The 26,675-nt window shown below is 59.4% G+C and carries 23 protein-coding genes, 5 tRNA genes, 1 pseudogene and 1 riboswitch; of the genes and pseudogenes, 21 read left to right on the top strand and 8 right to left on the bottom strand.

Annotated elements, in window-relative coordinates; genetic code table 11:
* Positions 1 to 43: 43 nt before the first annotated feature.
* The 5 genes from astA to astE all read left to right on the top strand — a co-directional run bounded on the left by astA (position 44) and on the right by astE (position 5,392).
* A complete protein-coding gene (gene astA / locus JKA62_RS02215; protein WP_011335534.1) occupies positions 44 to 1,069 on the top strand; it encodes an arginine N-succinyltransferase in 1,026 nt (341 codons plus the stop codon).
* Positions 1,066 to 2,535, top strand: a complete 1,470-nt coding sequence (astD, locus tag JKA62_RS02210; protein WP_201816523.1) for a succinylglutamate-semialdehyde dehydrogenase — start codon at positions 1,066 to 1,068, stop codon at positions 2,533 to 2,535. Before astA ends, astD begins: the two co-directional genes overlap by 4 nt.
* 137 nt (positions 2,536 to 2,672) lie before the next feature.
* A complete protein-coding gene (gene astB / locus JKA62_RS02205; protein ID WP_011335532.1) occupies positions 2,673 to 4,019 on the top strand; it encodes an N-succinylarginine dihydrolase in 1,347 nt (448 codons plus the stop codon).
* A gap of 59 nt (positions 4,020 to 4,078) precedes the next feature.
* Entirely contained in the window at positions 4,079 to 4,369 is a 291-nt protein-coding gene (locus tag JKA62_RS02200; RefSeq protein WP_011335531.1) for a hypothetical protein, read from the top strand.
* A 12-nt stretch (positions 4,370 to 4,381) separates the two neighbouring features.
* Positions 4,382 to 5,392 (top strand): succinylglutamate desuccinylase, encoded by a 1,011-nt coding sequence (astE, locus tag JKA62_RS02195; RefSeq protein WP_201816018.1) that lies wholly within the window; start codon positions 4,382 to 4,384, stop codon positions 5,390 to 5,392.
* A 46-nt stretch (positions 5,393 to 5,438) separates the two neighbouring features.
* On the opposite strand, the gene JKA62_RS02190 is transcribed toward astE, so the two are convergent.
* A complete protein-coding gene (locus tag JKA62_RS02190) occupies positions 5,439 to 5,948 on the bottom strand; it encodes a 6,7-dimethyl-8-ribityllumazine synthase (protein WP_011335530.1) in 510 nt (169 codons plus the stop codon).
* A gap of 102 nt (positions 5,949 to 6,050) precedes the next feature.
* Positions 6,051 to 6,222: riboswitch (FMN riboswitch) on the bottom strand.
* Between the two features lie 197 nt (positions 6,223 to 6,419).
* Between JKA62_RS02190 and ltaE the strand changes: the two genes are divergently transcribed.
* The 8 genes from ltaE to JKA62_RS02150 all read left to right on the top strand — a co-directional run bounded on the left by ltaE (position 6,420) and on the right by JKA62_RS02150 (position 12,537).
* Entirely contained in the window at positions 6,420 to 7,424 is a 1,005-nt protein-coding gene (ltaE, locus tag JKA62_RS02185) for a low-specificity L-threonine aldolase (protein WP_201816015.1), read from the top strand.
* Positions 7,425 to 7,570: 146 nt separating this feature from the next.
* Entirely contained in the window at positions 7,571 to 10,195 is a 2,625-nt protein-coding gene (gene alaS, locus JKA62_RS02180; protein ID WP_129974031.1) for an alanine--tRNA ligase, read from the top strand.
* A gap of 90 nt (positions 10,196 to 10,285) precedes the next feature.
* A complete protein-coding gene (locus JKA62_RS02175) occupies positions 10,286 to 11,527 on the top strand; it encodes an aspartate kinase (protein ID WP_007951048.1) in 1,242 nt (413 codons plus the stop codon).
* 186 nt (positions 11,528 to 11,713) lie between these two features.
* Complete coding sequence (csrA, locus tag JKA62_RS02170) at positions 11,714 to 11,902, top strand: carbon storage regulator CsrA (protein ID WP_002554426.1); 189 nt, start codon at positions 11,714 to 11,716, stop codon at positions 11,900 to 11,902.
* 62 nt (positions 11,903 to 11,964) lie between these two features.
* Positions 11,965 to 12,055 (top strand) — tRNA-Ser (locus JKA62_RS02165).
* 107 nt (positions 12,056 to 12,162) lie between these two features.
* Positions 12,163 to 12,239 (top strand) — tRNA-Arg (locus tag JKA62_RS02160).
* Positions 12,240 to 12,311: 72 nt separating this feature from the next.
* Positions 12,312 to 12,388, top strand: a tRNA-Arg gene (locus JKA62_RS02155).
* Between the two features lie 72 nt (positions 12,389 to 12,460).
* Positions 12,461 to 12,537, top strand: a tRNA-Arg gene (locus JKA62_RS02150).
* A 19-nt stretch (positions 12,538 to 12,556) separates the two neighbouring features.
* Here JKA62_RS02150 and JKA62_RS02145 read toward each other — a convergent pair.
* Positions 12,557 to 13,075, bottom strand: coding sequence for a cell envelope protein SmpA (locus tag JKA62_RS02145; RefSeq protein WP_201816006.1), 519 nt, complete (start codon positions 13,073 to 13,075; stop codon positions 12,557 to 12,559).
* Between the two features lie 320 nt (positions 13,076 to 13,395).
* Here JKA62_RS02145 and mgtE point away from each other — a divergent pair, with 320 nt between their 5' ends.
* Positions 13,396 to 14,838: a magnesium transporter gene (mgtE, locus tag JKA62_RS02140; protein ID WP_011335525.1), complete on the top strand. Its 1,443-nt coding sequence runs from the start codon at positions 13,396 to 13,398 to the stop codon at positions 14,836 to 14,838.
* 114 nt (positions 14,839 to 14,952) lie between these two features.
* Here mgtE and JKA62_RS02135 read toward each other — a convergent pair whose 3' ends face one another.
* Positions 14,953 to 15,279 carry an Arc family DNA-binding protein gene (locus JKA62_RS02135; RefSeq protein WP_003178899.1) on the bottom strand — a complete coding sequence of 109 codons (327 nt, stop codon included), beginning with the start codon at positions 15,277 to 15,279 and terminating at the stop codon, positions 14,953 to 14,955.
* Between the two features lie 389 nt (positions 15,280 to 15,668).
* Between JKA62_RS02135 and phnN the strand changes: the two genes are divergently transcribed.
* Positions 15,669 to 16,238 (top strand): phosphonate metabolism protein/1,5-bisphosphokinase (PRPP-forming) PhnN, encoded by a 570-nt coding sequence (gene phnN / locus JKA62_RS02130; protein WP_011335524.1) that lies wholly within the window; start codon positions 15,669 to 15,671, stop codon positions 16,236 to 16,238.
* Here phnN and JKA62_RS02125 read toward each other — a convergent pair.
* Both JKA62_RS02125 and JKA62_RS02120 read right to left on the bottom strand, forming a co-directional pair.
* Positions 16,213 to 16,392 (bottom strand): PA3371 family protein, encoded by a 180-nt coding sequence (locus tag JKA62_RS02125; RefSeq protein ID WP_007960291.1) that lies wholly within the window; start codon positions 16,390 to 16,392, stop codon positions 16,213 to 16,215. The two genes, phnN and JKA62_RS02125, sit on opposite strands and share 26 nt — an antisense overlap.
* A gap of 20 nt (positions 16,393 to 16,412) precedes the next feature.
* Positions 16,413 to 16,640: a hypothetical protein gene (locus JKA62_RS02120; protein WP_011335522.1), complete on the bottom strand. Its 228-nt coding sequence runs from the start codon at positions 16,638 to 16,640 to the stop codon at positions 16,413 to 16,415.
* Between the two features lie 285 nt (positions 16,641 to 16,925).
* On the opposite strand from JKA62_RS02120, the gene JKA62_RS02115 reads away from it, so the two are divergent.
* Positions 16,926 to 17,002 (top strand) — tRNA-Arg (locus JKA62_RS02115).
* 54 nt (positions 17,003 to 17,056) lie between these two features.
* Here JKA62_RS02115 and JKA62_RS29120 read toward each other — a convergent pair.
* Complete coding sequence (locus tag JKA62_RS29120; RefSeq protein WP_409438513.1) at positions 17,057 to 17,920, bottom strand: methyl-accepting chemotaxis protein; 864 nt, start codon at positions 17,918 to 17,920, stop codon at positions 17,057 to 17,059.
* Positions 17,915 to 18,697, bottom strand: a pseudogene (locus JKA62_RS29115) (MCP four helix bundle domain-containing protein); the annotation flags it as partial. The gene JKA62_RS29120 and the pseudogene JKA62_RS29115, both read right to left, overlap by 6 nt.
* A gap of 363 nt (positions 18,698 to 19,060) precedes the next feature.
* On the opposite strand from JKA62_RS29115, the gene JKA62_RS02105 reads away from it, so the two are divergent.
* Genes JKA62_RS02105 through JKA62_RS02095 form a run of 3 tightly spaced genes read left to right on the top strand, consistent with a single transcriptional unit; the run spans position 19,061 to position 22,650 of the window.
* Positions 19,061 to 20,461 (top strand): cytochrome c, encoded by a 1,401-nt coding sequence (locus tag JKA62_RS02105; protein WP_201816004.1) that lies wholly within the window; start codon positions 19,061 to 19,063, stop codon positions 20,459 to 20,461.
* 3 nt (positions 20,462 to 20,464) lie between these two features.
* Positions 20,465 to 21,019, top strand: a complete 555-nt coding sequence (locus tag JKA62_RS02100) for a sugar dehydrogenase complex small subunit (protein ID WP_011335519.1) — start codon at positions 20,465 to 20,467, stop codon at positions 21,017 to 21,019.
* The gene (locus JKA62_RS02095) at positions 21,016 to 22,650 is read left to right on the top strand and encodes a GMC family oxidoreductase (protein ID WP_011335518.1); all 1,635 of its coding nucleotides are present in this window, start codon (positions 21,016 to 21,018) and stop codon (positions 22,648 to 22,650) included. The genes JKA62_RS02100 and JKA62_RS02095 overlap by 4 nt, the downstream gene beginning before the upstream one ends.
* 81 nt (positions 22,651 to 22,731) lie before the next feature.
* Here the strand turns inward: JKA62_RS02095 and JKA62_RS02090 are convergent, their stop codons facing one another.
* Positions 22,732 to 24,114, bottom strand: a complete 1,383-nt coding sequence (locus JKA62_RS02090) for a lysozyme inhibitor LprI family protein (RefSeq protein WP_041475407.1) — start codon at positions 24,112 to 24,114, stop codon at positions 22,732 to 22,734.
* Positions 24,115 to 24,329: 215 nt separating this feature from the next.
* Between JKA62_RS02090 and JKA62_RS02085 the strand changes: the two genes are divergently transcribed.
* Entirely contained in the window at positions 24,330 to 25,934 is a 1,605-nt protein-coding gene (locus tag JKA62_RS02085) for a tetratricopeptide repeat-containing response regulator (protein WP_011335516.1), read from the top strand.
* Positions 25,931 to 26,623 (top strand): sensor histidine kinase, encoded by a 693-nt coding sequence (locus JKA62_RS02080; protein WP_011335515.1) that lies wholly within the window; start codon positions 25,931 to 25,933, stop codon positions 26,621 to 26,623. Before JKA62_RS02085 ends, JKA62_RS02080 begins: the two co-directional genes overlap by 4 nt.
* The last annotated feature ends 52 nt before the right edge of the window (positions 26,624 to 26,675 follow it).

Genomic DNA, 26,675 nt, shown 5'->3' with positions numbered 1-26,675 from the left:
CGAGTTTCACGGGTGGCCACGGCGGCCCGTTTGAGGAGATAGCATGATTGTTCGTCCCGTACGCAGCAGCGATTTGTCCGCTCTGATCGACCTGGCCCGCAGCACCGGCACCGGCCTGACCACCTTGCCGGCCAACGAAGAGCGCCTGACCCACCGGGTTGGCTGGGCCGAGAAGACCTTTCGCGGTGAAGCCGGTCGTGGCGACGCGGATTACCTGTTCGTGCTCGAAGACGACAACGGTCGCGTGGTGGGGATTTCCGCCATCGCCGGCGCGGTCGGTCTGCGCGAGCCTTGGTACAACTTCCGCGTCGGCCTGACCGTCAGCGCCTCGCAGGAATTGAACATCTATCGCGAGATCCCGACGCTGTTCCTGGCCAACGACCTGACCGGCAACTCCGAGCTGTGCTCGCTGTTCCTGCACGCTGACTACCGCACCGGCCTCAACGGCCGTATGTTGTCCAAGGCGCGGATGCTGTTCATCGCCGAATTCCCGGAACTGTTCGGCAACAAGATCATCGCCGAGATGCGCGGCGTGTCGGATGACGCCGGCCGTTCGCCGTTCTGGGAAAGCCTGGGCCGTCACTTCTTCAAGATGGAATTCAGCCAGGCCGATTACCTGACCGGTGTCGGCAACAAGGCGTTCATCGCCGAACTGATGCCGAAATTCCCGCTGTACACCTGCTTCCTGTCGCCGGACGCGCGCAACGTTATCGGTCAGGTTCACCCGGACACCGAGCCGGCGCTGGCAATGCTCAAGAGCGAAGGCTTCAGCTATCAGGGTTACGTCGACATCTTCGACGCCGGCCCCGCCATCGAGTGCGAGACCAGCAAGATCCGCGCGGTGCGTGACAGCGAAGCGCTGGTGCTGGCTATCGGCACGCCGGGCGACGACGCCACGCCGTTCATCATCCATAACCGCAAACGCGAAGACTGCCGCATCACGGCTGCGCCGGCCCGTCTGGCCGCCGGCACCCTGGTGGTCGATCCGCTGACCGCCAAACGTCTTCAACTCAACGCTGGCGATCAGGTGCGCGCCGTAGCGTTGTCCGCTGCCCGGGAGTCGAAATAATGAATTCGCTATACATCGCAGGTGAGTGGCTGGCCGGTCAGGGCGAGGCCTTTCAATCGCTGAACCCGGTGACCCAGCAAGTGCTGTGGTCGGGGGAGGGCGCCACCGCCGCTCAGGTCGAGTCGGCCGTGCAGGCTGCGCGTCAGGCGTTCCCGGGCTGGGCCCGGCGTACCCTGGAAGATCGCATCAGCGTGCTCGAAGCATTCGCCGCTGCGCTGAAAAACCATGCTGACGAACTGGCCCGCACCATCGGTGAGGAAACCGGCAAACCGTTGTGGGAAGCCGCGACCGAAGTCACCAGCATGGTCAACAAGATTGCGATCTCGGTGCAGAGCTACCGCGAACGTACCGGCGAGAAGAGCGGCCCGTTGGGCGACGCCACCGCCGTGTTGCGCCACAAGCCCCACGGCGTGGTCGCGGTGTTCGGCCCTTACAACTTCCCCGGCCATTTGCCGAACGGCCACATCGTGCCGGCGCTGCTGGCCGGTAACAGCGTGCTGTTCAAACCAAGCGAGCTGACCCCGAAAGTCGCCGAGTTGACGGTCAAGTGCTGGATTGAAGCCGGTCTGCCGGCCGGCGTGCTGAACCTGCTGCAAGGCGCCCGCGAAACCGGTATCGCTCTGGCGGCGAACCCGGGCATCGACGGTCTGTTCTTTACCGGCTCGAGCCGTACCGGCAATCACCTGCACCAGCAGTTCGCCGGTCGTCCGGACAAGATTCTTGCGCTGGAAATGGGCGGCAACAACCCGCTGGTGGTCGATCAGGTCGCCGATATTGATGCTGCGGTGTACACGATTATTCAATCGGCGTTCATTTCCGCCGGTCAGCGCTGCACCTGTGCCCGTCGTCTGCTGGTGCCGGAAGGCGCGTGGGGCGACAGCCTGCTCAAGCGTCTGGTGGAAGTCAGCTCGACCATCGAGGTCGGTGCGTTCGATCAGCAGCCGGCACCGTTCATGGGTTCGGTGGTTTCCCTTGGCGCGGCGAAAGCGTTGATGGATGCCCAGGCGCATCTGCTGGCCAACGGCGCTGTGTCGTTGCTGGCGATGACTCAGCCACAGGCGCAATCGGCACTGCTGACCCCGGGCATCGTTGATGTGACGGCGGTTGCCGAGCGTTCCGATGAAGAACTGTTCGGCCCGTTGCTGCAGGTGATCCGCTACGCCGATTTCGCGGCGGCGATTGCCGAAGCCAACGACACTGCGTTTGGCCTGGCCGCAGGTCTGCTGTCGGATTCCGAAGAGCGCTACCAGCAGTTCTGGTTGGAAAGCCGTGCCGGGATCGTCAACTGGAACAAGCAACTGACCGGTGCTGCAAGCAGCGCACCGTTCGGCGGTGTCGGCGCTTCGGGCAACCACCGCGCCAGCGCCTACTACGCGGCGGATTACTGCGCGTACCCGGTGGCCTCGCTGGAAACCCCGAGCCTGGTGTTGCCGGCGGCCCTGACGCCTGGCGTGAAGATGGCGTGATGCCCATCGCTGGCAAGCCAGCTCCCACAAGGGCGATGAGATCCCTGTGGGATCTGGCTTGCCAGCGATGGCCGCGCCGCGGTCTCAAAGAATAGTTACTGAAGCCTATAACAACAGATTCTCGTGGAGCCTCGCTGATGAAATCCTATGAAGTCAATTTTGACGGTCTAGTGGGGCCGACCCATAACTACGGTGGTCTGTCCTACGGCAACGTTGCGTCCCAGAGCAACAGCCAGCAATCCTCGAACCCGAAGGAAGCGGCGCTGCAAGGTCTGGCGAAAATGAAAGCGCTGATGGAAATGGGCTTTCAGCAGGGCGTTCTCGCACCGCAGGAGCGTCCGGACGTGGCTGCTCTGCGCCGTCTGGGTTTCAGCGGTACCGACGCTCAGGTGATCGAGCGCGCCGCCAAAGAAGCGATGCCGTTGCTGGTCGCCAGCTGCTCGGCGTCGAGCATGTGGGTGGCCAACGCCGCCACGGTCAGCCCGAGTGCCGACACCGCTGACGGTCGCGTGCATTTCACCGCCGCCAACCTGAACTGCAAATACCACCGCAGCATCGAGCACCCGACCACCAGTCGCGTGCTGGGCGCGATGTTCGCCAACCAGCAACACTTTGCTCACCACGCCGCGTTGCCGGCAGTGGCGCAGTTCGGTGACGAAGGCGCAGCCAACCACACGCGTTTCTGCCGTGAGTACGGCGATGCCGGTGTCGAGTTCTTCGTGTTCGGTCGCAGTGCGTTCGACACCCGCTACCCGGCGCCGCAGAAATACCCGGCGCGTCAGACCCTCGAAGCGTCGCAAGCGGTCGCTCGTTTGCACGGTCTGCGTGACGACGGCGTGGTCTACGCGCAACAGAATCCCGCCGTTATCGATCAGGGCGTGTTCCACAACGACGTGATCGCGGTGGGCAACGGCGAGGTGCTGTTCTATCACGAGGACGCGTTCCTCGACACCGATCAGATGCTGGCTGAACTGCAAGCCAAACTGGCCAAGGTCGGCGGCAAGTTCCAGTCGGTCTGCGTGCCGCGTTCGGCGGTCACCGTGGACGACGCGGTGCGTTCCTACCTGTTCAACAGCCAGTTGCTGTCGCGTCCTGACGGTTCGATGCTGCTGATCGTGCCGGAAGAGTGCCGTGGCAACGAGCGCGTGTGGAATTACCTGCAAGGCCTGACCAGCTCCGGCGGCCTGATCCGCGAAGTGAAAGTCTTCGACCTCAAGCAAAGCATGCAGAACGGTGGTGGCCCGGCGTGCCTGCGACTGCGCGTCGCGCTCAACGAAACCGAGCTGGCGGCCGTCAACCCAGGGGTTATCATGACTGCCCCGTTGTACGGTTCGTTGACCGCATGGGTTGAAAAGCACTACCGCGACCGCCTGACCGAAAGCGATCTGGCGGATCCGCAATTGCTGCTTGAATGCCGGACGGCACTGGATGAACTGACGCAAATCCTTAAACTGGGCGCGGTTTATCCATTCCAGATCAATTGATGACCGATGCGCCGCCTCGTCGCGGCGCACGGTTCCATCTCCCCAAGAGAGCGTAAAACATGAGCGATTCCCTGCAGCTGATCCTTGAAGACACTGACGGCACGCAACTGCAAACTTCCTGCACCCGCGTCGCGGTCATGTGGCAAGGCAAAGAGCTGTGGATCCAGCAGGACGGCCGCGGCCAACTGTTGATCGGCGTGGACGTCGAAGAGGGCGACGAAGAGTACGCCAACCTGCTGTTGCGCCCATTGGCGACTAATCTGGTAAGTCTGCAACTGGAGATGGAACCGGCTGACCTCGGCGACGATGACGGCCACGTGCACGGCCCGGATTGCAATCACGACCACTAAGGAAACCGCTCTATGCTCGCCCTCGGCAAACTGCTTGAACTGACCCTCGCCGGCCGTGAACCGGCGGAGAAGACTCAACTGACTGTCGAAGGCGTGCGCATGCGCTGGTTGAGCGAGGGTGCGCTGGAAGTCCGGCCACCCGAAGCGCGCGACAATGGCCTGGACCTGCTGCTGTCTGCAGGCATCCACGGCAACGAAACGGCACCGATCGAATTGCTCGACCGGTTGCTGCATGACATCGCCCGCGGCGATCTGAAGCCGCGCGCACGCATTCTGTTCCTGTTCGGCAACCCGGAAGCGATTCGCAAGGGCGAGCGTTTCGTCGAGCAGGACGTCAATCGGTTGTTCAACGGCCGTCACGAACAAAGCAGCGGTTCCGAAGCCCTGCGCGCCTGCGAGCTGGAACGTCTGGCGGCGAGTTTCTTCAGTCTTCCTGATCGTCAGCGCCTGCACTACGACCTGCACACCGCGATTCGCGGTTCGAAGATCGAGCAGTTCGCCCTTTATCCGTGGAAGGAAGGTCGCCAGCATTCCCGTCTTGAGCTGGCCCGCCTGCGCGCCGCCGGCATGGAGGCGGTGCTGTTGCAGAACAAGCCGTCGATCGTGTTCAGCTCTTACACCTACGACAAGCTGGGGGCCGAGTCCTTCACGCTGGAACTGGGCAAGGCGCGGCCATTCGGGCAGAACGCCGGGGTCAATGTGTCGCTGCTGGAAACCCGCCTGAAGCAGATCATCGAAGGCACCGAACCGGAGATGGCCGAGCAGGGGCTGGATGGTCTGCAACTGTTCAGCGTGGCCCGGGAAATCATCAAGCACAGCGATGCGTTCCGCCTGAACCTGCCGGCGGACATCGAAAACTTTTCCGAACTGGATGTGGGTTATGTGCTGGCCGAAGACCTGGCCAATACCCGCTGGATCATCGAAGAGCAGGGCGCGCGGATCATCTTCCCCAACCCCAAGGTCAAGAACGGCCTGCGGGCGGGTATTCTGATCGTGCCGACCACTGACGAAAGTCTTGCCTGACACTGAAATCTCCCCCACGCAGCGCGCGGGGGAGATCGTTATTGCATCAGACCGCTACAGCACGCGGCTCGGTGCGGCGCAATGCACGCACTTTCTGCAACGTATCGGCGCAGGTCTTCGCCGCTTCCTGACCCTTGTGCACGAAATGCTCGAAGAAGAACTTCTGGTGTTCTTCGCCGGCATGGAAGTGGTGCGGGGTCAGCGACACCGAGAACACCGGCACTTCGGTTTCCAGTTGAACCTGCATCAGGCCGCTGACCACCGACTGGGCAACGAACTCGTGACGGTAGATTCCGCCGTCCACCACCAGCGCGGCGGCAACGATACCGGCATAACGACCGGTCTTGGCCAGCAGCTTGGCGTGCAGAGGCATTTCAAAGGCGCCGCCGACTTCGAAGAAATCGATGTCCGATTCCTGATAACCCTGAGCGATCATTTCGGCGAGGAAGCCTTTACGGCTCTGGTCGACGATTTCCTTGTGCCAGCAGGCCTGGATGAACGCGACGCGCTCGCCGTGGGTGTGTTTGCTTTTGCTGTCGATAGCGGTGGGTTGCATGTTCTGACTCCTGTTTGTGTGAAAAACAGGGCGTTATGAATCGAAAGGGATTCAAGGGTACGCACGCTCGCGCGAACACGGCGGACGGCCCTTTGGCGTCAATCCCGTTCTCTCTTCATCCGGACTGTGACCGTCGGCCCCGGAATCACACCGGGTCTGCTGACCTTGCTGCCGCTCACGGCTTATGCCGTGTCCGTCACCAAGCGCTCGCGGGCTATGCACATTGCGCGCAATTACCGCCGGTGGGGAATTGCACCCCGCCCTGAGAACGTTTCGCCGCCCTTTATCGGACGGCGCAGCGTTTTTAACACAGATTGCCGGGCTGTGCATTGCGCCTTTGTGATGATTGCCATCGGATTATTCGAAGCGTGAAAACGACTTTTCCTTGCGCAAGGGTTGATTAATCCGCGCCATGCCCGCAGTAATTCCTCTTCGAAAAGGGATTTCCCCTGCTGACTTGAGGCCAGGTTCATGAGCGTTATCGATCTTCGCAGCGACACCGTCACTCAACCGACTCCCGCCATGCTCGACGCGATGACCCGCGCCGACACCGGTGACGACGTGTATGGCGAAGATCCGACGGTCAATCGTCTGGAAGCCGAACTGGCAAAACGGCTCGGTTTTGCTGCCGCGCTGTTCGTCCCGACCGGCACCATGAGCAACCTGCTGGGCTTGATGGCGCACTGCGAGCGCGGTGACGAGTACATCGTCGGTCAACAGGCACACACCTATAAATACGAAGGCGGCGGCGCAGCGGTGCTCGGCTCGATTCAGCCACAGCCGCTGGAAGTGCAGGCCGACGGCTCGCTGGACCTGGATCAGGTGGCCGCGGCGATCAAGCCCGACGATTTCCACTTCGCCCGTACGCGCCTGCTGGCGCTGGAAAACACCATGCAGGGCAAAGTGTTGCCGCTGGACTATCTGGCCCGGGCCCGCCAGTTCACTCGGGACAACGGCCTGCAACTGCATCTGGACGGCGCGCGGCTGTACAACGCGGCGGTCAAGCTCGGGGTCGATGCCCGGGAAATCACCCAGTATTTCGATTCGGTCTCGGTGTGCCTGTCCAAAGGCCTCGGCGCGCCGGTCGGTTCGGTGCTGTGCGGTTCGTCGGCGTTGATTGCAAAGGCCCGGCGCCTGCGCAAAATGGTCGGTGGCGGCATGCGTCAGGCCGGACTGCTGGCGGCGGCGGGGCTGTATGCGCTGGATCACAACGTGGAGCGTCTTGCCGATGACCATGCCAACGCACAGTTGCTGGCCGAAGGCTTGCGCGAGGCCGGTTTCAGTGTCGAGCCGGTGCAGACCAACATGGTTTACGTGCAGATGGGCGACCGTGCCGAGGCGATCAAGGCATTTGCCGCCGAATGCGGGATCAAGTTGAGCGCTGCCGCCCGTCTGCGGATGGTCACGCACATGGACGTCAATCGCTCGCAAATCGAGCAAGTGATCGCGACATTCGTCGAGTTTTCGCGCAAGTGACAGCGTTAGCGGCCCAATTGACCGTTTCTATCGTATAAACACGCTGTACCCCGCGCGCAGGGCCGATATAATGCGGCCCTTTGCCGTCGTTTCGTCTGTTGACGTTTCGTACAGGCCTTTGGCCGCAGCCTCCGTGGAAGAACCTAATGAAAAGCGCAGAAATCCGTGAAGCCTTCCTTCGCTTCTTCGAAGAGCAAGGCCACACCCGTGTAGCCTCCAGCTCTTTGATTCCGGGCAACGACCCAACCCTGCTGTTCACCAACGCGGGGATGAACCAGTTCAAGGACTGCTTCCTGGGCCAGGAAAAGCGCGCCTACACCCGCGCCGTCTCCAGCCAGAAATGCGTGCGCGCCGGCGGCAAGCACAACGACCTGGAAAACGTCGGTTACACCGCCCGTCACCACACCTTCTTCGAAATGCTGGGCAACTTCAGCTTCGGCGACTACTTCAAGCGTGATGCCATCACCTACGCCTGGAACTTCCTGACCTCCGAGAAGTGGCTGAACCTGCCGAAGGAAAAACTGTGGGTCACCGTCTACGCCAGCGATGACGAGGCCTACGACATCTGGACCAAGGAAGTCGGTGTGCCGGCCGAGCGCATGGTGCGCATCGGCGACAACAAAGGCGCGCCTTACGCGTCCGACAACTTCTGGACCATGGGTGATACCGGCCCGTGCGGTCCTTGCACCGAGATTTTCTACGATCACGGCGCCGACATCTGGGGCGGCCCACCGGGCTCGCCGGAAGAAGACGGCGACCGTTACATCGAAATCTGGAACAACGTATTCATGCAGTTCAACCGCACCGCCGATGGCGTGTTGCACCCGCTGCCAGCCCCGTCGGTGGACACCGGCATGGGTCTTGAGCGGATCAGTGCCGTGCTGCAGCACGTTCACTCGAACTATGAAATCGACCTGTTCCAGAGCCTGCTGGCCGCATCGGCCAAGGCGATCGGCTGCACCAACGACGCTCAGGCATCGCTGAAAGTCGTGGCTGACCACATCCGTTCCTGCGGCTTCCTGATTGCCGACGGCGTGTTGCCGTCCAACGAGGGTCGCGGTTATGTGCTGCGCCGGATCATCCGTCGCGCCTGCCGTCACGGCAACAAGCTGGGCGCCAAGGGCAGCTTCTTCTACCAGATCGTTGCCGCACTCGTGGCCGAGATGGGCGAAGCGTTCCCGGAACTGAAATCCCAGCAGGCGCACATCGAGCGCGTACTGAAAGCCGAAGAAGAGCAATTCGCCAAAACCCTGGAACAGGGCCTGAAAATCCTTGAGCAGGATCTGGCCGAGCTCAAAGGCGACGTGGTGCCGGGCGACGTGGTGTTCAAACTCTACGACACCTACGGTTTCCCGATGGACCTGACCGCGGACATCGCCCGCGAGCGTAGCCTGACCATCGACGAAGCCGGTTTCGAGCGTGAAATGGAAGCCCAGCGCGTCCGTGCACGTTCCGCCAGCTCGTTCGGTCTGGACTACAACAGCCTGGTCAAGGTTGACGTCGATACCGAGTTCACCGGTTATCACGCCACCAGCGGTTCGGCGAAAGTCGTTGCTCTCTATAAAGATGGCCAGTCCGTGGACGTCTTGAGTGAAGGGCAGGAAGGCGTTGTGGTTCTGAACCAGACCCCTTTCTACGCCGAATCCGGCGGCCAGGTCGGCGATTGCGGTTACCTGCAGGCCGGCAACAGCCGTTTCGACGTGCGCGACACCACCAAGACCGGTGGCGCGTTCCTGCACCACGGCGTACTGGCGTCGGGCAGCCTGATCGTTGGCGCACCGGTGGAAACCCACGTCGAAGCCGACGTGCGTCACGCTACTTCGCTGAACCACTCGGCCACTCACTTGCTGCACGCTGCATTGCGCAAAGTGCTGGGCGACCACGTTCAACAGAAAGGTTCGTTGGTCGACAGTCAGCGCCTGCGTTTCGACTTCAGCCACTTTGAAGCGATCAAGCCGGAGCAGATCAAGGCACTGGAAGACATCGTCAACGCCGAGATCCGCAAGAACTCCGCCGTTGAAACCGAAGAAACCGACATCGAAACCGCCAAGCAGAAAGGCGCGATGGCGCTGTTCGGCGAGAAGTACGGCGACAACGTGCGCGTGCTGAGCATGGGCGGTGATTTCTCCGTCGAGCTGTGCGGCGGTATCCATGCCAACCGTACCGGTGACATCGGTCTGCTGAAAATCATCAGCGAAGGCGGTGTGGCATCGGGTGTGCGTCGTATCGAAGCGGTCACCGGCGCTGCGGCGCTGGCTTACTTGAACGCTGCTGAAGAACAACTCAAGGAAGCGGCCAGCCTGGTCAAGGGCAGCCGCGACAACCTGATCGACAAGCTGTCGGCGGTGCTGGAGCGCAACCGTGCGCTTGAAAAGCAGCTCGAGCAGTTGCAGGCCAAGGCCGCTGCTGCCGCGGGCGACGATCTGTCGGCCTCGGCCGTGGACGTCAAGGGCGTGAAAGTGCTGGCCGTGCGTCTGGATGGTCAGGACGGCAAGGCGCTGCTGGCGCTGGTCGATCAGCTGAAAAACAAACTCGGCCGCGCAGTGATCCTGCTCGGCAGTGTCCATGAGGAAAAGGTCGTACTGGTCGCAGGCGTGACCAAGGACCTGACTGGCCAACTCAAAGCCGGTGATTTGATGAAGCAGGCTGCTGCGGCAGTGGGCGGGAAGGGCGGTGGTCGTCCGGACATGGCGCAGGGCGGCGGTGTCGACGCCGGCGCACTGGATGGCGCACTGGCGCTGACCGTTCCATTCGTCGAGCAGGGTTTATAAGACGGCCCGTCGGGCCCGCAGTCTAGTGGCGGACCCGGCGGCTGTTCGAGTGATTATTGGGCGCCCTTCATGGGCAGAGGCGGCTTTGAAATGGCTTTGATCGTACAGAAATTTGGAGGCACCTCGGTCGGCACTGTCGAGAGAATCGAGCAGGTCGCCGACAAGGTTAAGAAATTCCGCGATGCCGGCGATGACCTGGTGGTTGTGCTGTCTGCAATGAGCGGCGAAACCAACCGTCTGATCGATCTGGCCAAGCAAATCAGTGGCGAAGATCAACCGGTTCCGCGCGAACTGGATGTGATCGTTTCCACAGGTGAGCAGGTGACGATCGCCCTGTTGGCCATGGCGCTGATCAAGCGCGGTGTGCCGGCGGTGTCGTACACCGGCAACCAGGTGCGGATTCTGACGGACAGTGCGCACAATAAAGCGCGTATCTTGCAGATTGATGACCAGAAGATTCGCGGTGACCTGAAAGCCGGTCGCGTGGTGGTGGTCGCTGGTTTCCAGGGCGTCGACGAGCACGGCAACATCACGACCCTGGGTCGTGGCGGTTCCGACACCACCGGTGTGGCGCTGGCCGCTGCGCTGAAGGCTGACGAGTGCCAGATCTACACCGACGTCGATGGTGTCTACACCACTGACCCGCGTGTGGTATCGGTTGCTCAGCGTCTGGACAAGATCACCTTCGAAGAGATGCTGGAAATGGCCAGCCTCGGTTCCAAGGTGCTGCAGATCCGTGCGGTGGAATTCGCCGGCAAGTACAACGTTCCGCTGCGCGTACTGCACAGCTTCAAGGAGGGTCCGGGCACCCTCATTACTATTGATGAAGAGGAAACCATGGAACAGCCGATCATTTCCGGCATCGCTTTCAACCGCGATGAAGCCAAGCTGACCATCCGTGGCGTGCCAGACACCCCGGGCGTGGCGTTCAAGATTCTCGGCCCGATCAGTGCCGCGAACATCGAAGTCGACATGATCGTGCAGAACGTCGCGCACGATAACACCACCGACTTCACCTTCACCGTGCACCGCAACGACTACCAGTCCGCGCAAACCGTGCTGGAAAACACCGCTCGCGAGATCGGTGCCCGTGAAGTGGTGGGCGATACCAAGATTGCCAAGGTCTCGATCGTCGGCGTCGGCATGCGTTCCCACGCAGGCGTGGCCAGCCGCATGTTTGAATCCCTGGCAAAAGAAAGCATCAACATCCAGATGATCTCGACCTCGGAAATCAAGGTTTCCGTGGTGATCGAAGAGAAGTACCTGGAACTGGCCGTGCGCGCCCTGCACACGGCTTTCGAACTCGACGCTCCGGCCCGTCAGGGCGAGTGATGCGTTGTCTGAAGGGCGCGGTCTGACCGCGCCCTTTATTTTTTGAATGGCGTGAGCCCTGAACTGTTCTTTTGCTCGCGCTGGTCAATACTCAGGCATGTAGGGCTACGATCGCTCCGGTTGTAGGTCGGGTGCCTTTTTTTTGCAGACTGTTGTCCCTGAAATGATTCGCGTGAGGAGAAAGGTATGCTGATTCTGACTCGTCGGTGCGCAGAAAGCCTGATTATCGGTGATGGCGAAATCACCGTGACCGTGCTCGGCGTTAAAGGAAATCAAGTGCGTATCGGCGTCAACGCCCCGAAAGAGGTGGCCGTGCACCGTGAAGAAATCTATCTGCGTATAAAGAAAGAGAAGGACGAAGAACCAAGCCATTAATTTTTATCGATTTTTATGTTTGCAAACGGGGAAGAAGGTGGTTAATATACGCCCCGTGTTGCGGAGAGCTGGCCGAGTGGCCGAAGGCGCTCCCCTGCTAAGGGAGTACACCTCAAAAGGGTGTCGGGGGTTCGAATCCCCCGTTCTCCGCCATTATTTGCTTAGTACGTTGTAATCTGGCTTTTTCTGTAAGTTGTTGAAATTTATAGAAAAAGTGGTTGGAATAGAGATTAGACGGGCTATAATGCGGCGCAACAAATGCACTCGTAGCTCAGCTGGATAGAGTACTCGGCTACGAACCGAGCGGTCACAGGTTCGAATCCTGTCGAGTGCACCATTTAAGAGTCAATTGCAGCGATGTAGATGACTCGGCTTCAACCAGTTGTGATCTGGTCTAAAAACACAAAATGCACTCGTAGCTCAGCTGGATAGAGTACTCGGCTACGAACCGAGCGGTCACAGGTTCGAATCCTGTCGAGTGCACCATTTAAGAGTTAGTTGCAGTAATGCAGATGACTTGGTTACAGCCAGTTGTGGTCTGGTCTAAAAACACAAATTGCACTCGTAGCTCAGCTGGATAGAGTACTCGGCTACGAACCGAGCGGTCACAGGTTCGAATCCTGTCGAGTGCACCATATACCGAAAAGCCCGCGTTTAACGCGGGCTTTTTGCTGTCCGGAATTTGGCTTTTCCCGTCACACATCCTTTCTCATCAAAATCGATTTGAGCACTGCGGCCTCGCTTGAGGTCGTAACGATAACTCGTTGCCGAATTACGGATGCTCACTTTGTCGGGTTTGCCCAAGGCGCTTTCAACATCCTGTTGGCTCATGCCGGCGATGATTCGTTGATTGATGATCGCCTCGCGTTTCTGTCGCGCGTCGATCAAGTCTCCGCATTTGTCCTGGGTGCGCCCGACGACGGCCATTTCTCGCTTTCTGATATTCATACCGGATATTTCTTCGTGCCGGGCTTCGGGTATCAGTGTCACGGTCGAGCCAGGCGAGTAGGGGCGAACTTCCTGCAATGAAAGGTGCTCATCGTTCGCGCAGCTCAATGTGGTGAACGTGACGCTACCATCAGAGGCTTCGCAGCGATGAAGTGTCGTTGCGCTGCCGATGGTGGGCAGGCAGAGCAGGGTGGTCAGCATGAATCGGGATGTTTTCGATGGCATTCGGCGTCCTCCATGACGATCCTGATCAAGCCTAGCTGGCAGTTTTTTTACCGTCGGTGTGTTTTCTTTTCAGGATGAGTCGTCGCAGTGTGAAGGATCAGGACAGCGCTCAGCTTTGTCTCGCAAGCGCTTGTTTCAGCCACGATTTTTTAGCGTTTAAAACCGTCAGGCGGTGTATCATTGCGCCCGTCAGCCCCGCCGGGGCTTATGGAAAACCTCCATGGACTTACCCAGTAGTTATTCAGTAACCCGTTTCACCAATCATGAATTGACTGATTGATCCTTCCGGCGTGCCCCGCTGCTGGGAGTGGAGTTCGCCTATGTCCGAAATCGAAGTAAAGAAAACACAGGAAAGCCTGCAGGATCGCTTGGCTCAGGTCGTCGAGCTGCTGCAGCGCCAGCGGGTCGTCGAAGACCTGACTCATCGCCAGGAAGGCCCGCATCATGACCGGGTCGAGAACCTGGTCCACCGGCAAAACCTCGTCGAGCTGCAACGCAAGCTCGATGATCTGCACTCCGCCGACGTCGCCTACATTCTTGAAGCCCTGCCGCTGGACGATCGTCTGACGCTCTGGCAGCTGGTCAAGGCCGATCGCGACGGCGACATTCTTCTCGAAGTATCCGATTCCGTCCGTGAAACGCTGATCGCCGACATGGACGATCATGAGCTCCTGGCTGCGGCCAAGGACATGGATGCCGACGAACTTGCTGACCTGGCCTCCGAGCTGCCGCGAGACGTCGTCCATGAGCTGATGGAGACTCTGGATCAGCAGCAACGTGAGCGTGTGCGTTCGGCTCTCTCCTACGATGAGGAGCAGGTCGGTGCGCTGATGGACTTCGAGATGGTGACCATCCGTGAGGACGTCAGTCTTGAAGTGGTTCTGCGTTACCTGCGCCGCCTGAAAGAGCTGCCGGGTCATACCGACAAACTGTTCGTCGTCGACTACGACGGCGTGCTCAAGGGCGTGCTGCCAATCAAGCGTTTGCTGGTCAATGATCCGGAAAAACAGGTTTCCGAAGTCATGGCCAGTGATCCGGTGAGTTTTCATCCGGATGAAGATGCCTACGACGCCGCTCAGGCGTTCGAACGTTACGACTTGATCTCGGCCCCGGTGGTCGACAAGAACGGCAAGCTGATCGGCCGTCTGACCATCGACGAAATGGTCGACCTGATTCGTGAGGAGAGCGAAAGCGAAGTCCTCAACATGGCGGGTCTGCGCGAAGAAGAAGACATTTTCGCTTCGGTCTGGAAGTCCCTGCGCAACCGTTGGGCGTGGCTGGCGATCAACCTGATCACAGCATTCGTCGCTTCGCGGGTGATCGGTCTGTTCGAAGGTTCAATCGAGAAGCTGGTGGCTCTGGCGGCGCTGATGCCGATCGTTGCGGGCATTGGCGGCAACTCGGGCAACCAGACGATCACCATGATCGTTCGCGCCATGGCGCTCGACCAGGTCAGCACCGGCAACACCTCGCGCCTGATGCGCAAGGAACTGGCCGTGGCGTTGATCAACGGCCTGGTCTGGGGCGGTGTGATCGGTGTGGTGGCTTACATGCTCTACGGTAGTTGGTCGCTGGGCGTGGTGATGACGGCCGCCATGACGCTCAATCTGCTGCTGGCAGCGTTGATGGGGGTGTTGATCCCGATGACGCTGGCCAAGATGGGTCGCGATCCGGCGATGGGCGCCAGTGTGATGATCACGGCCATGACCGACAGTGGTGGCTTCTTCATCTTCCTGGGGCTGGCGACGATTTTCCTGCTCTGATTGCCTGTATCGAAACAGCCCGCCGATTGGCGGGCTTTTTTTCGCCCCTGAAAAACCCGAATTGCGGGCAAAAAAAAGCCAGCATTCATGCTGGCTTGAGATATTCGGTTTGACTCAGGATGCGTCTGCGGCCATTTCGGCGTCGTGGGCGATCAGAGAAACCAGCGCGTTCTGCTGGCGATGGGAAAGTTGACGGAAGCGTTGCAGCAGCTCGCGTTCGTGCAGCGAAAGCTCCGGGCTGTCCAGGCGCATGCTCAACTCTTCGCCCAGTGCACCTTCCTGAATAAGACTCTGCTCAAGGCGCGCAATGATCTCGGAGTTCATGCTGCGATGATGATTGCGAGCCACCTCGGCAATGCGTTCACGCATTCCGTCTGGCAGACGTACGACGAACTTGTCAGCCGTACGGCTGGAATAAATTGCCTGTTTCAATGGGCGCATATATTTAACCGGTTAGTTCAGGGGAGCGGTTCTCGGGATTGGCCGCAGGATGTGTGGTAGGACAAGCATCCGCGCCAAATGGTTCAACCTGAATTGTTAAGAGGCGCGCATCATGCCTCAAAATTGCCAGATCATTGGCGTCAATTCTGTGACAAATATTGATCCGGGTAAAGGCGTAATGCCAGCACCAATTATCAGAAATGCGGACTGGTTTGAAAAGAAAGCATCGGCCCGTATCACTGACCGCGTCCTGAAGCATATCGACTGATGCCCGAAGGCGTCAGAACGTGCATGCTGTGCGGGTTGAATCCTTGTTCCTTACCTTGTACAGGATAGTGGCAAATGGCCGATTTACTAGGGGCAAATGCCCGCCGGAGGGCGTTTTCAGGATGGATGGCAGGCTGATTTACCTCATGGGCCCTTCCGGCTCCGGCAAGGACAGTCTGATCGAGGCTGCGCGCGAACCCTTACGAGCGTTGAACTGCGAAATCATTAGACGAGTGATCACCCGTTCAGCCGAATCCGTGGGCGAGGATGCGATTGGTGTGACGCCGCAGGCGTTCGAGCAGCGTCTGCGGGCTGGCGAGTTTTCGCTGGCGTGGGAGGCCAATGGTCTCGCCTACGGGATTCCGGTGGAAATGGACCAATGGTTGAAAACCGGTAAGCACGTCCTGGTGAACGGCTCTCGGGCGAACCTTCGGCAAGCGCTGGAAAGCTACCCGACACTGGTGCCTGTGTTGTTGACGGTTCGGGATGATGTCCTGCGTGAGCGCCTGCTCCGGCGTGGCCGGGAGACGCTTGAGCAGATCGATGCGCGGCTGGCCCGCAACACGCTGTTCAAGGACAGGCGTTCAACTGACAGTCCTGTGCACCTGATCGATAACTCAGGCGATCTGGCCGATGCCGTCAATCATCTGCTGGAGCTGGTCAGGTTCAGCGCAATACCGGATCAAACTTGATCTTGCGCCCGGCCACCAGCGCCAATACAAACAGCGCCGAAAAGACGCCGCACCCGATCAGGGGCAGGGATATTTCAGTTTCCTCGAACAGCGAAAAATGCCCGAGGCCACTCAATAAGGCGAGGATCAGAAATCCTGCAGCTGACTTGGACATGCTGTACTCCTGAAGAAATTTCAAAACACCAGACGTTCAGTCGAATGCGCCGGCAGCGCCTGTTCAGACTGGCTGACCGCTTGCGGGGCGAAGCTCTGATCGCTCAACACCGCCCATTGCGGCGCCTTCTGCACTTGCAGGTAATGCGGCATGCGCCCGGCCACTTTCTCGTTGTCCTCGGGGACGAGGTGAAAGCCCATCAGGACGGCCAGTGCGATTGCATTTGCGAACACGAGGGCGCTGTTCATGAGACGAGTCTCCGATTGTTCTTGTATAAGAACCGGTAAAGCAGCCGTCGTGCCAATAGTCTAACCGCTGTTAAGTCCTTTAAAAACAAGCATTTAAGAGGGTTCTTCGAAGAGAAAGCATTGCATTCTGCAATGATGGCTTTTTGGGAGGGATGCAAAATGCACGGTAAAACGTCCGGCACCCTTGCAAGGCGCCTGCCTACACTTAAAAAGCCCTGCGGACGACATGACAAATCAGGGCCCGGCCGTTAACATGCACGCCGTCTGTCGCACCGACAGTCCTGTGTCCCAGTAGCTCAATTGGATAGAGCATCCCCCTCCTAAGGGGAAGGTTGGCAGTTCGAACCTGCCCTGGGACACCATCCATTGAAAAGCCCCGCGCAGGTAATCTGGCGGGGCTTTTTGTTGTCGCCATTTTATAAGCGGAAGCGACTGACCATGGTGTTGAACGACGCCGCCAGGTTGGAAAGTTCCTGGGTCGAGGCGCTGGTCTGATGCGCACCTGCCGCCGTTTGGGTGGACAGATCCTGGATGTTGACCAGATTACGATCCACTTCGCGAGCGACGTGTGCCTGTTCTTCCGAAGCAGTGGCGATGACGAGGTTGCGATCGTTGATCTGCGAGATGCCGTCGGCAATCAGCTCCAATGCCTGGCCGGTCGCTTGCGCCAGTGACTGGGTTTCGCTGACCAGCGCCTGGCTTTTCCCCATGGCGCCAACGGCTTCGTCTGCACTGTTGCGAACGTCGTTGATCATACCTTCGATTTCCCCTGTCGAGGCTTGGGTTCTTGCCGCCAGGGCTCGTACCTCGTCGGCGACCACGGCAAAACCTCGACCTTGCTCACCCGCGCGTGCAGCCTCGATAGCGGCGTTAAGCGCCAGCAGATTGGTTTGCTCGGCAATCCCCCGGATCACATCCAGCACCTTGCCGATGTCTCGAACCTTCTCCGCCAGGTCTTTGACCATGGTGGTGGAGGTGGCGATTTCCGTGGTTGCATGGTTGATCGCGGCGACGGCGCTTCGCGCTTGATCGCGTCCATTGCCGGCTTCCCGGCTGGTGGCTTGGGAGGCCTCGGAGGTGGATACCGCATTGCGCGCGACTTCCTCCACGGCGGAGGTCATTTCCGTGACAGCGGTCGCTGCCTGCTGGATCTCGTCGTTCTGACGGATCAGACCACGGCTTCCGTTGTCGGTGACGGCGGTGAGTTCTTCGGCAGCTGAAGCCAGTTGATCTGCCGCGTTGGCGATCTGCTGAATAGTGCCTTTCAGGCTGCCCTGCATCTCGGCCAGGGTCGTGAGCAACTGACCGGCCTCGTCGCGGCCGGTGCTGACGATGTTTTGAGTCAGGTCTCCCCCAGCGATGCTTCGGGCGCTTTCAACGGCTTTTGAGATGGGGCGGCTGATCAGTCGGCTGATGAACAGGCCGAGCAAAATCGCAGCGACGAAGGCCAGCACGATGCCGATGTACAGCGACGTCTTGGCGGACGACTCCGTCAGAACCGATCGCTTTGCGGCTTCGCTGACTTGCATATCGTTGGAGTTGGTCATGATGGTCAATTCGTCCATGACGACGCGGTAGTTCTTTTGCAGGTCGCCGAGCAGCAGTTCGCGGCCGTTTTCCAGGTCGCCGGCCTTCATCAGGGCCAGATACTTTTGCACGATCGCCTGGTAAACGGGCCAGGCTTTTTCCATTCGGTCGCCTGCTGCACGTTCGTCGTCGGCAAGCTTGGTTTTTCGATATTCGGCAAAGGCTTTTTCACTCGCCAACTGGTTCGCGCTCATCGAGGCGAGGAATTCGTCTTTGGTGCTCTGTGGCAGGTTGGCGGCAGTGGCGACGTAAAGCCGATACATGTCACGGGTCTGTCCGACAGCCTTGATTTTGGTCTGCGCGATGTTGGCGACGGCGACGAGGTTGTTGCCGAACACCGATCTGAGGCTTGTCGAGAGCTCGGTCACTCCCCGGCTTCCCAGCAGGCCCACCCCCAGGGTGATGAAGGCGCACGCCGCGAAGGCGGTGATCAATTTCGTGGAAAGTCTTGCGTCATTCAACCAACTCATAAGGGGCATCCTGCTGACATGTGGGGTCGGGACAATATCGAGTGCAGCTCGTAAGAAAACGGTATGTCGTCGTACATCTTTCGGCTGCTGAGTCCACAACTGTAGGGTTACCAGTTGTTTCTCACGTAAATATATTCTGCATGAAATCCCTTGTAACCACAGTTTTAGAGCGCTCAGCACATACATACAAAAGATGGCACTTGGCCTTTTCTACTTATTGCCAAGTGTTACATTGTGTGGAATATTCCAAAAAATACGTACGACATCGTACCTCTTCGCCCTTAGCTTCCGAGATGGCGAGGATGCCGTGTTCGTGATTTCCAGAACCGTGAAAAAAGAACGAAGCAGCCTAGGGTAGGACTCATGTCGCGTCGCATTGATAAAGGGAAAAGCAGGGGGTACACCTTTGCCGGATGGGTCACGCTGTTGATCGCCACCGTCGGAACAGCGAATGGCGAGGCACTCGAAAGCACAGCATCGGTGGGCAAGCGTCTGGCGGTAGCGGCTGACTGTGTGGCTTGCCACACGGCGCCAGGCGGCAAGGCTTTTGCGGGCGGCTATCCGCTCAGTTCGCCGATGGGCACCATTTACTCGACCAACATCACACCTTCGAAAGCGGCGGGTATTGGCCATTACACCTCAGAGCAATTCGCCCGCGCGGTGCGTGACGGGGTGACGGCCGATGGCACTCGGCTGTACCCGGCGATGCCCTACACCTCCTATTCGAAGATGACCGACAGCGACATTGCTGCGCTCTACGACTACTTCATGCATGAAGTGGCGCCGGTCGATACGCCGAACCAGAAAACCGCACTGGATTTCCCGTTCAATATCCGTGCATCGATGATTGGCTGGAACGCGCTGTTCCACAGCAAAACACGCTTCACGCCGGATCCGGCCAAGTCCGCCGAGGTCAATCGCGGCGACTATCTGGTCAACGGCCTGGCTCACTGCGACACCTGCCACACACCGCGCAATGTCCTGATGGCGGCCGACAGCGCAAAACCGCTGGCCGGCGGATTACTGGGCAGTTGGTATGCCCCCAATATCACCTCCGACAAAGTCAGCGGAATCGGGGCCTGGTCGAGCGACGAGATCGTGGCCTATCTGCGTACCGGTCACGTCGAGGGCAAGGCCCAGGCGGCGGGGCCGATGGCCGAGGCGGTGGAGAACAGTCTGCAGCATCTGAGCGATGTGGATCTCAAAGCCATCGCGGCCTTTCTGTTGCAGACCACGCCGATCAAGACCGGGGAGAGCAAGGCCCGGCACGAGTTTGGTCAGGCTTCGGCTGATGAGCTGACGCTGCGCGGAGGCAAGCCGGGCGACAACCCGGGCTGGCACATATTCAGTGGCACTTGCGCCAACTGCCATCAGCCGAACGGTCAGGGCACCCGGGAATACCCATCACTGTTTCATAACACTGCCACCAGTCGCAGCGACAACCTGATCGCGGCCATCGTGTACGGCGTGCATCGTGAAGTCGACGGTGTGGCCATCGACATGCCGGGTTTCGGCCCCGACGCGCTATTCACCGACCGCCTGAACGACCAGCAGATTGCCGACGTCAGCAACTACGTGCTGTCGCGCTACGGCAATGCCGACACGGTTGTCACCGCCGCCGATGTGGCACAGGTACGCAACGGTGGGCCCCAGGCGCCACTGGCAGTGATGGCGAAGTTTACGATCCCGGTCATCATTCTCGTGTGCTTGTTGATCGGCCTGGGCGCATGGGCCTTGATGGCACGTCGGCGCAAGGAGGCCTGAGCAATGGACACTTCAATGACGCACAAACACGTAAAAAATCAAAACGAAAGCTCGGCGGGGCTCACTCGCCGCAATCTGTTGCGCGGTTCCGTGACGCTGGGCCTGGCGGCGATGATCGGCAGTGCGCTGCCCTGGCAGTCGGTGCTGGCAGCCCAGGTATCGAGCGACGATTTCATTGCGCTGTCGCAGTTTCTGGTCAGCCGTGCGGTCAATCCGGTCCTGGCCGGTCGTTACTACGCTGCGCTGGACAAGCGCGCGCCGAATTTCTCGACCAACGTGATTGCCCTGAAGCAATTGATCGGCGCACAGGGGTACCGGCATGTCGATGAATACCTGGCGCAGCCGAACCCGGATCCGTCGCTGCGGGCCACGGCCACCAGCATCATTTCCGCCTGGTATCTGGGCATTGTCGGTGAGCCGGCGGATGCGGAGCTGATCAGCTATTCCCTCGCCATGATGTATCAGCCCACTCACGGCATTCTCATCATTCCAACCTACGGTGGCGGCCCGGATTCATGGGGTCCCAAACCATCAGTCATTCAGGACTCGACAGTATGAGCAGCGATCAATTCGATGCCGATGTGGTGATCATCGGTTCTGGTGTCATGGGCGGTCTGATCGCCACGGGCCTGGCCAAAGCAAACAAGTCGGTGATCGTGCTCGAGGCCGGGCCTCGGGTGAATCGTCGTGATGTGGTGGAAACGTTCCGCAATGCGCCGGTGAAACTCTCGCTGGCCAATGCCAAGCTGCAGGGCGCCGGGTCGCCTTATCCGAGCCTGCCCCACGCGCCGTCGACCTACGGCGACTATTTGCAGCAGGTAGGGCCGGTGAAATACAACACCTCGTATCTGCGTGTAGTGGGTGGGACCACCTGGCATTTCGGTTCCTCGCTGTGGCGCATGCTGCCCAATGATTTTCGTCTCAAGTCGCTGTATGGCCGTGGTCGCGACTGGCCGATCAGTTATGACGAACTCGAACCGTACTACGCTCGGGCTGAAATCGAACTGGGCGTTTCCGGTGTCGACGGCCAGGACGAAAGCGGGCAGGGCGGGGACGCCTATCCGCCGCGCTCGATTCCCTATCCGATGGAGGGCCTGAAACCGAGCTACATGTTCAAGCGCCTTTCCGAATTGCTCAGCAAGGGTGGGTATAACCCGATCCTCGAGCCGAATGGCCGGGCGACCCGCCCCTATGGCAAGCGGCCTCCCTGCGCTGGCAACAACAACTGCAATCCGGTGTGTCCGATTGCCGCCAAGTACGACGGTTCGATGCACATCGATGAGGCCGAGCGCCATGGCGCCAAGGTGCTGGACAACTCTGTCGTCTACAAGATCGAGGCGGGCGACGACGGCAAGATCACCGCGATCTGGTACATGCGCCCCGACAAGTCCAAACACAAACTGACCGCCCGGGCCTTTGTACTGGCGGCGTACGGTATCGAGTCGCCGAAGCTGCTGTTGATGTCGACCTCGGAAAAGTACCCGAACGGGATTGCCAACTCCTCGGATCAGGTCGGGCGCAACCTGATGGACCACACCGGCATCAGCATGAACGTCATGACCAAGGAAGACATGTGGCCGGGCGAGGGGCCGACGCAATTGCTGGTCTATCTGAACAGCCGCGATGGCGCGTTTCGCAACGATTACCCGAGCTACAAGATCAAGGTGCGCAACACCGTGCCGACGTCGCAAATCACCTCGAACCTGATCGCCAAAGGTGTCCTGGGCTCGAAGCTCGATGAGCAGATCCGCCTGCAATCGGCGCGCTCCCTGAACTGGGCTGTCGACTTCGAAACCCTGCCACTGCCGGAAAACCGGGTCACCCCGAGCAAGACCAAGTTCGACGCCATCGGTCTGCCGGTTCCCGAGATCTACTACAGCGTTCCCGACTACTGGCACGCCGGTAAAGAGAAGGCGCTGGAAGACTTCAAACAGTTTGCGAAATTGCTCGACGCCGACATCGTCAGTACGGACACGGGCTTCCAGAACCGTCAGCACATCATGGGCACCACCATCATGGGCGATGACCCGAAAGACTCGGTGGTGGACCGCGATTGCCGCAGTCACGACCATTCCAACCTGTTCATCGCTGGCACGAGCGTCATGCCATCGTCCTCCTGCGTGAACCCGACGCTGACGGGTGCGGCGTTGAGTATTCGGATTGCCGATGTGTTGGTGGCGGAGGTCTGAGAAGCGCCCTGAAGTACAAAGCCCCACGCAGAGGTGTCTGGTGGGGCTTTTTTGTGTCTTTCAATCTTGCAGGAGGAAGGGCTAGAAAATTTCAGCTCCACCCTCTGCCTTTCCAATCGAGGTTGTGACGTTCGTGAAATGTCGGCGGCCGTTGACTGAGAAGCCCCGTTCGGGATCCTGAGACCCAGGCTTGCGCAAAGTCAGCAAGGCGGGCAATCCGTCTTTCTCGCTGTAACTACCAAACCAATTGTTCAGCCTTGCGATGAAGCACTCGTTGTCGATGAAAACTGGCAAGTCCATGACGGTTTCTACTGCGTAGTAACCTGCGCCGTAACTGTAATAATCATCGTCACCCGAGCCCGATGCAGGAATGGGGCAGAGGGGGCCTTTGTGTTGGCTGGGTTGTTGAGGTTTACCCGCACCCGATTGGGTCAGGGCTTTTATGAGAGTCTTTCGCAAGACTGGGTCCAGTACGTAGCTGGTACTGCTTTCCTCGGAGTATTGATTGCTCGGCACGATCAACTTGTAGTCATACCGAACCGTCACTGTTGGTATTTGGCTGTTGATCTTCAGGGGATTGAGCAGGTAGATCTGATCGACACCGTATGACCCGTTGCGATAGGCGAGATACATCCTTCCATGAGATTTGATCCAGGCTGCCGATTGGTTGGCGCCTCGATCATTGGTGGAGAACAACGAGCTGCCGGCGCTGGCGTCCGGATCATAGGGAGCCAGCCTTCTGGTGAACCGTTCTCCATCGCGACGGAAGGTTTCATAGAAGCTGAAGAGGCCTGTACCACCGGTGTAGGTTGAAACGATCAGATCCCGTTGACCGTCGCCGTTCAGGTCTATCAATGAGTAATTCGCCTGGCCCTGCTCGGCATCAGCGTCAAGACCGGAAGCTTTAAGCGCCTTCCATTCATTCGGGGTTACACCCTTGGGAATGCTTTTGGGAAACAAGGTCTGATCGTAAGTGTTGTCGTCGCTGGGATCACCGGAGAACGAAGTTTCGCCGTCGTCGGTTGAGAGAGAATCCAGCGCCCGCTCCAGCGCAAACTCCGGGTTCTCCTTGCTCATCTCCCGGATCCGTTGCTGCAGATCCTCCATGACCTGTTTATCGATCTCGTCCGGTTTGTAGGCCACCGCGTCGATCCACTGCGCGTGCAACACCTGCAAACGATCCTGATAACGCTGGTTCAGGCAACTGACCTCCTCGCCACATCGATCACGCTCCTTCAGCCACTGGCGCTGGGCGTTTTTCACTTCGGCCTGCGCCGGGGCAGCTTTCATAAGCTTCCGATAAGCCGCCCCCATCTGCGCATCCAGCTCATACAAAGGCTTGTCCGCGCAAATCGCCTTCTCCACAGCACTCGCCGCCTTTGTGCAGTCCATTCCGCTCGCCACTGCCTGCTGAAAAAACAGCAGCGCACAGACCGACACGATGTAGCGTCCCTTGATGTACACGATGAATCCTTTGCCGTTGGAAGGTGTGAACCGCCGCGCAGGGTAATCCTTGCGCAACGAATCTTGAACCCCCGCTTCAAGAGAATCGCTGATCCGGCCGATAACCCGTTCGGTGACTACAGAGTCGCGCGAAATCGCTTGATAGCATTTGGCCGGCAGCTATCATCTGCGCGCCTGGAAATGGTCCATCCTCTTCAATTGCCTGGAAATCCTCGATGCTGTCGTATCACCAAAAGAGTTTTCTGATCGTCGATGATTTCTCGGATTTCCGCAGTTCCGTGCGTTCGATGTTGCGCGAGTTGGGCGTCAAGGATGTGGACACCGCCGACACCGGCGAGCAGGCGCTGAAAATGTGTGCGCAGAAGTCCTACGATTTCATCCTCCAGGACTTCCACCTCGGTGACGGCAAGAAGAACGGTCAGCAGGTGCTGGAAGACCTGATGATGGAGAAGCTGATCAGCCACGAAGCGGTGTTCGTGATGGTCACGGCCGAGACCAGTCAGGCGATGGTGCTCAGTGCTCTGGAGCATGAGCCGGACGCGTACCTGACCAAACCTTTCAATCGCTCCGGCCTGGCTCAGCGCCTGGAGCGTCTGGAGCAGCGCAAGACGCTGCTCAAGCCGATCCTGCAAGCCCTCGACCGGGGCAAGCCGATGGAGGTGCTCAACGCCTGCATCGCCCTGTGTAAACAGGACATCCGTTATTCGCCGCTGTGCCTGCGCTATCGCGCGGATGCGCTGCGCGACATGAACCAGAACGAAGCGCTCGAGCGCCTTTACGACAGCATCATTGCTGACCGGCCGTTGCCGTGGGCGTTTGCCGGGTTGGGCAAATTGCTGTTCAAGCGCGGGCAGGTCAGTCAGGCCAAGGGCGTTTACGAAAAAGCCCTGAAGGTCTTCCCGATGATGCCGGCGCTGTATGACGGCATGGCTGACGTGCTGGTCGCCGAAGGCGATACCAAAGGCGCGCAGCAAGTGCTGGAGGAGGCGATTCGCCTGTCGCCGCTGGCCGTGCGCCGTCAGGCGTTGCTGGGCAAGCTGGCGATGGCCAACGAAGATTTCGACACCGCCTCCCGGGCTTATCGCCAGGCGGTGAATCAGGGCGCGCAATCGCGCTTCAAGGATCCGGAAAGCAATCTCGGCCTGGCTCACGCGCTGATCAGCAAGGGCAGCGAGCGCGGGCTCGACACCCGCACGCGGCTGGAGATCAATACCACCCTCAGCGCCGTGGCCAAGGAAAACCCGACCGATCCGGGCCTGCAGATTCGCGCGCGTCTGATGAAGGCCACGAGCCTGTTGCTCAACGATGCCGAAACCGCCGAAAAACTCACCGAGCAAGCGCTGATGCGCCTCGACGGCATGGAGCAGTTCATGAGCCCCGAGGCGGCGTTGCTGGTGGCCAAGCAATTGCAGATGCTCGGCCAGGCCGAGGCGGGCACCTCGATGCTCAAGAGTTGTGCGGAAATCTACGGCGATGACCCGACGGTGATGAAAGACATCGCCAAGCTCACCGACGACCCGACTATCCTCAGCTCCAGCAACGCTGCCGCCGACCTCAACCGTCAGGGCGTGCGCGTGTATAAGACCGGCAATCTGGTCGAGGCCCGCGAGGTGTTCCGCAAGGCGCTGAAGATGCAACCGAAGAACATCAGTATCGCGCTGAACATGGCCCAGTCGCTGCTGCACGGCACCGACACCAATGTGCCGTCGGCGGAGCTGGAAGAATGTCGGGCCTGCCTGAAACTGGTGGGTCTGATGCCCGACACCGACGCGCGTTATCCGCGTTATCAGAAGCTGAAAAGCAAGGCGTTTGGCGAATGAACCAAGACGAGCAGGCACTGGATTTTTCCACGGTGATCGCCTCCACCGTGCACGACATGAAGAACTCTCTGGCGATGCTGATGCAGGCCCACAGCCAATGGCTGGCACGCTTGCCCGAAGCGCAGCGCCAGGGGCCGGAGCAGGGCGTGATCGACTTCGAGTTCGCCCATCTCAACGGCATGCTGGTGCAGCTGCTCGGGCTGTACAAGCTCGGGGTCAATCAGATGCCGTTGCAGCCGGCTTATCACGAGCTGGACGACTTCATCGAGGCGCAACTGGCGGCGCATCAGGACGTGTTCGCCAGCCGTGGAATCATCGCCACTTACGAAGTCGATCCGCTCAGTCCCCTGGGCTTCTTCGATCGCGAACTGATCGCCTCGGTGCTGGGCAATTGCATCAACAACGCGATCCGCTACGCCCGCGAATCGCTGCTGATCACCGTCAGCGACGAAGCCGGGCAATTGGTGCTGAGCATCAACGATGACGGCGACGGTTACCCGGCCGAAATGCTCGAACGTCAGTCCGATTACGTGCAGGGCATCAACCACAGCAGTGGCAGCACCGGCCTCGGTCTGTACTTCGCCGGACGCATCGCCGCGCTGCATCAGCGCAACGGTGTTGGCGGCCGGACCGAGATCCGTAATGGCGGCCCGTTGGGCGGCGGCGTGTTCAGTATTTACCTGCCCTGAATCACGGATTCATCGACCGGAATTCTTTTTGTTGGCTGCTGCTTGATATTCC

The sequence above is a fragment of the Pseudomonas sp. B7 genome (assembly GCF_016735645.1).
GTDB lineage: Bacteria > Pseudomonadota > Gammaproteobacteria > Pseudomonadales > Pseudomonadaceae > Aquipseudomonas > Aquipseudomonas glycinae.
This window is presented reverse-complemented; position numbering and strand designations above follow the sequence as displayed.